At 68.0% G+C, this 5,329-nt stretch carries 3 protein-coding genes; 2 read left to right on the top strand and 1 reads right to left on the bottom strand.

Annotated elements, in window-relative coordinates; all coding sequences use genetic code 11:
* On the bottom strand, nt 1–795 hold a 795-nt coding region (locus ETD96_RS40865; RefSeq protein ID WP_171069484.1), incomplete at its 3' end, for a DUF222 domain-containing protein.
* A gap of 989 nt (nt 796–1,784) precedes the next feature.
* On the opposite strand from ETD96_RS40865, the gene rph reads away from it, so the two are divergent.
* Together rph and ETD96_RS40855 are read left to right on the top strand one after the other, a co-directional pair.
* On the top strand, nt 1,785–4,412 hold the full coding sequence (gene rph, locus ETD96_RS40860) for a rifamycin-inactivating phosphotransferase (protein ID WP_138641847.1): 2,628 nt from the start codon (nt 1,785–1,787) through the stop codon (nt 4,410–4,412).
* A gap of 82 nt (nt 4,413–4,494) precedes the next feature.
* A complete protein-coding gene (locus ETD96_RS40855; protein ID WP_138641845.1) occupies nt 4,495–5,127 on the top strand; it encodes a dihydrofolate reductase family protein in 633 nt (210 codons plus the stop codon).
* The last annotated feature ends 202 nt before the right edge of the window (nt 5,128–5,329 follow it).

Here is a 5,329-nt window from a genome sequence, read left to right as displayed (position 1 = left end):
GTCGGTGAGGCGGGCGGGGGCTTGGCCGCCGGTGAGGGTGTCCAGGTCGCAGATGACGGTGACCTTGGTGGCCTTGTGCCCGCCCGACAGGACGGTGGTGAGTGCGGCGGCGGTGCGTTCGGACAGGTCGCGGTGGTCGTCGGTTCCTGCGGGTTTGGCCAGCGGCCCGAGCGTGCCGTCCCAGATGGCTGCGTCTTCGGCGTTCAGCCAGCCCTTGATGTAGCGGCCACCGTCCAGCGAACGCGTCGAATCGATCCACGACCGCTCATAACCGCGTTGGGCGTCCTCGGGTGCCTGTTCGGAGCCGTCGCGTTCGGCGATGACATCACGGATCCGCTTACCAAAGGAGGCGACCTTCCCGGCGGAGAAGCCCTGGTCGACCATGCCCAACAAGATGTCTTCGGCTTTACCGCAGTCATCGTCGTCGAGTCGGGCAGTCGCGTCGGCGATGGTGGCGGCATACCCGGCCGACAGGTCACCGGCGGCCCACCGCTCGGTCATCTCGGGCAGGCGGTGGCGGTGCCGGGCCAGGGTGAGACGTTCCTTGGCGCGGGACTCGCGCATGCCCAGCCGGGACCGCAGCCAGGAGCGGGTGGAGGGGTATCCCCACCGCTGCACTTCGCGGGACCGGTCGACGGTGCCGATCAATTCCGACAGGGCGGCTTCATGCAGGTCGGTGGCGGTGGCGAGGGTTTCGGTGAGTTCCATGCACGCCGCTGCTGATTCGGGGGCGGGGCGGGAGGCGAGTTCGGTGGCGATCGAGGCGGCCGCGTGCACCAGTTGGCTGGTGGACATCGACGCGGTATCGATCTCACTCGAACACATAACTCCATGTTATCGAACAGTCACGCTATCGTACAGTCGTTCCGGAAAATAATTTGTCCGTCTTGGAGGCTGGCCGCGTTGCGGGATATTTCACCCCTTCCGGGCACAGAAAGGGAAACCCGGTCACCTAGCCGAAGTTCTCGGGGGCCGTAGGCCCCCGGGGACAGCAACCATGCACAGACCAGCAGCCGAATCACCACACCCCTGCCAGCGAGCCCAGCCGAAGTGACTCCAGCCCACAGCGACCGAAGCGTCCGCGCCGACCTGTCAGAGGCCACCGCGACCGGGCACCCACAGAAACCACACTAATCCGGCAAAAGACCGCCGCAACCTTGAGCAACAACAGAACACTCGCTAGAGAGCTTGAACGACGGGTGTTATCAATCGGCCGGTAGGTGGGTCCACTGGAGCGTCCCAGGCGTGTGTTGATCAAGTTTGCGGGTCGGTTGATGCACTCGCCCACACGCCCAGCAAGGCGAAGACTACGAGGTACTGGTTTTCTTCGACGGCGCTGGCGGTGGTGAGTGCTCGTGGTGCTTCTGCTGTGAGCCGTGCTCGGGGAGCGTGGTGTCTGGGACTGGACTGCAAGGCGCCCGAAGGCGGACACCTCGTCCTCTTCTGCGAGGGGTTCGCTCAGTTCATCGGACGTGTGGGAGCGGGGGGAGTTCGACGTCCAGAGGTACGGGCGAGGGCGTGACGAGCCTGTCGGCTCGGGCAAGCAGCTCATCAGGAGAGTTGAGAGGGTGACCGTGTGCGGAACGGCCGTCACCGCACTGCGTTGGCCGTTCGGAGCAGCGGGGCCGTGAGGAGCCTTGATCGTCCGTTGTGGTCTGGACGAAGAGGTTGCGGAGGAGCGCGACGTCCTGCCCCCCACTTTCACTTTATATCAGAAACCCGTTCCTCATGAGACGCGAAAAAATGGCTCATACTGCCGTCGTTGCGAGTCGGCTCGACGGACGATGGGGGCAGCGGAATTGGCTGACGTGCTGGGTTTCGAGCAAATCGACGCTACGAATGTCGCGGACGTCGGCGGTAAGGGGGCGAACCTCGGGGAGCTCTCGCGGATCGACGGCGTGCAGGTGCCGGACGGCTTCTGCGTCACCGTGGACGCCTTTCAGCGGGTCGTGGCCGAGGCGCCCGCGGTCAGCGCTCAACTCGACCTGCTGGCGCGCGTGGATCCGGACGACGGTGCGGCGGTCCGCGACCTCAGCGCCGAGGTACGCCGGGCCGTCGAGGAACTCGCGATGCCGGACGATCTCGTGGCGGCGGTCGGCGGGGCTCTCGCCCGACTCGGGGAGCGGGGCGCCTATGCGGTGCGTTCCAGCGCTACGGCCGAGGATCTGCCTACGGCGTCCTTCGCCGGGCAGCAGGACTCCTACCTGAACGTCGTGGGCGCGGACGCGGTTCTGCGCCACGTCCGGCGCTGCTGGGCCTCGCTGTTCACCGAGCGGGCGGTCGCCTACCGGCACCGCAACGGCTTCGACCACCGGAAGGTGCGGATGGCCGTGGTCGTCCAGCGGATGGTGTTCCCGGACGCGGCCGGGGTCCTGTTCACCGCCGACCCCGTGACCTCGAACCGGAAGGTCGCCACCGTGGAGGCCGGTTGGGGGCTCGGTGAGGCGCTCGTGTCAGGACTGGTCGCGGCGGACGTCTACATGGTGCGCGATGACCAGGTGCTCACTACAGCGGTCGCTGCCAAGGCGCGTTCTGTCCGGGCGGCGCCGGGCGGCGGCACCGAGGACGTGCCGGTCGAGTCACAGCGGCAGAGGCAGGCGGCGTTGACGGACGCGCAAGTCGTGCGCCTGGTGCGGCTGGGCCGGCGGATCGAGGCGTACTTCGGGCGGCCTCAGGACATCGAATGGTGCCTGGTCGGCGATGAGTTCCACATTGTCCAGAGCCGTCCGATCACCACCCTGTTCCCCATTCCCGAGGCCGATGACCAGGAGAACCACGCTTACCTCTCCGTCGGCCACCAGCAGATGATGACCGACGCGATGAAGCCGCTGGGGCTCTCGATGTGGCAGCTGACGACGCCGCGACCGATGCACGAGGCGGGTGGACGGCTGTTCGTCGATGTGGCTCCACTCCTGGCCTCACCAGCAGCGCGCGCGAACCTTCTGGAGACCGCGGGGAAAGCCGATCCGTTGATGCGGGACGCGCTACAGGTCGTCCTCGACCGTCCTGATTTCCTTCCCCCGGCTTCGGACGAGGGGTCCGGCGGCCGTCCAAGCGGCCGTCCGGCGCCCGTCCCGATGGAGACCGATCCGGGCATCGTCACTGAGCTGATCCGGGAGAGTGAGGCGTCCGTCGCTGCGCTGCGGCGCGAGATCCGAGAGCTGTCCGGGACGGAGTTGCTCGGCTTCATCCTCGGCGACATCGCGGAGGTGAAGCGCATCCTGTTCGCCCCGCGCAGCCACCAGGCGATCATGGCCGGGATGGAGGCGGCCTGGTGGCTCAACGAGCACATGGAGGCATGGCTCGGCGAGAAGAACGCGGCTGACGCGCTGACGTTGTCCGTCCCGCACAACGTGACGTCGGAGATGGGGCTGGCGCTCCTCGATGTCGCGGACGTGATCCGCCCGCACGCGGACGTCGTCGCATTCCTGCAGCGTGTCGCGGACGAAGGCCGGGACGGTGACGGATTCCTGAGCGAACTGGCCGACTTGCCCGGCGGACGCGAGGCACGGGAAGCCATCCAGAGCTACCTCGACGCCTACGGCATGCGCTGCGCGGGCGAGATCGACATCACCAGGACGCGCTGGAGCGAGCAGCCCGCCATGCTCGTCCCCGCCCTCCTCGGCAACGTCAAGAACTTCGGGCCGGGTGCCGGAAGGCAGCGCTTCGCTGAAGGCCACGATGAGGCGCAGCGGAAAGAACGGGAACTGTTGACGCGGTTGCGCGCCCTGGACGACGACGGGGAGCGGAAGGCCGAGGAGACCAAGCGGATGATCGATCGTGTCCGCGCCTTCGCCGGATACCGGGAGTACCCCAAGTACGGCATGGTCAGCCGCTACTTCGTCTACAAGCAGGCATTGCTGCGGGAGGCCGATCGCCTCGTCCGGTCCGGCATCCTGCGCCAGAAGGACGACATCTTCTTCCTCCGCTTCCAGGAGTTGCAGGAGGTTGTACGAACGGGCAGCGCCGACGCCGAACTCATCGCAGAAAGGCGACGGGCGTTCCGGTCGTACGAGGCCCTCACCCCACCACGCGTCATCACATCGGACGGCGAGGCCATCACCGGCCGGTACCAGCCGGACAACGCCCCGCCCGGCGCGCTGGTCGGTCTCCCAGTCTCGGCCGGCATCGTCGAGGGCCGCGCCCGCGTCGTCCTGGACATGGCACAAGCCGACCTCGAAGCGGGCGACATCCTCGTCACCGCCTACACCGACCCCAGTTGGACACCCCTGTTCGTCACGGCCGCCGGCCTGGTGACGGAGGTGGGCGGCCTCATGACGCACGGCGCCGTGGTCGCGCGGGAGTACGGTCTGCCAGCCGTCGTGGGCGTCGAGCAGGCCACCCGGCTGATCCGGGACGGGCAGCGCATCCGTATCCACGGAACCGATGGGTACGTCCAGATTCTCGACTGATCCGCCCCGCCGGGGCCGATGAGTCCGCCGGTGCCCGCGGGTCTACCTCCTGACCGAGAAGACCAACGCGTTGGAGGAAGATATGGGCGTCATCCAGATCGAGATGTTCGCGACCCTCGACCTCGTCGGGCAGTCGCCCGGCGCTCCCGACGAGGACCCGCTCGGGTTCCCGTTCGGCGGCTGGCAGGCCCCCCTGCTGGACGAGGTCTCCGGGGCGCAGGTCGGCGCTGCCTACGAGGGCACGGACGCCCTCCTGCTCGGCCGTCGGACGTACGACATCTTCGCCGCCTACTGGCCGAACTACGAGGGCGACGAGGACAACGAGATCGCCACGCTCTTCAACAGCGTCCCGAAGTACGTCGCCTCCCGCGGCAAGCCCGACCTGTCGTGGGCGGGATCCAAGCAGCTCGGCCCCGACCTGGCCGAGGCCGTGCGCGAGATCCGCGACCGGCACGAGCACATCAAGGTCGTCGGCAGCCTGAACCTGGTGCAGACGCTCCTGCGCGAGAAGCTCTTCGACCGGCTCGACCTGTGGGTGCACCCGATCGTCCTCGGCGTCGGGAAGAAGGTGTTCGACGGCGGCGCAGTGCCCTCGAACCTCACGCTCCTCGAACCGCCGACCGCCAGCCCGAAGGGCACCGTGTACCTGCGCTACGGGCTCGCCGACGGCATCCCGGGGACGGGTGACATGAGCGCGCCCGACCGCGGCGTCTGACGCGCAGGCGGCGTCCCGCGGGGTGTCGTCAGGTACACCACCGGCCCGGGGTCTTGGCCCAGTGCCGGGATGCGCGCCCGCCGGAAGGCTTGATCACGTCAACGGACGGCCTTCCAGGAGGAATTCATGTCGCGCATCCCCCGATTCGCCGCGCTCGCCACGGCGTCCGCACTGGTCGCCGGGGTCGGGGTCGGGCTCGCAC

It is taken from the genome of Actinomadura geliboluensis, assembly GCF_005889745.1.
In the GTDB taxonomy this organism is placed as follows: Bacteria; Actinomycetota; Actinomycetes; order Streptosporangiales; family Streptosporangiaceae; genus Spirillospora; species Spirillospora geliboluensis.
The sequence above is the reverse complement of the archived record's forward strand: the minus strand, read 5'-3'. Positions and strand labels throughout refer to the sequence as shown.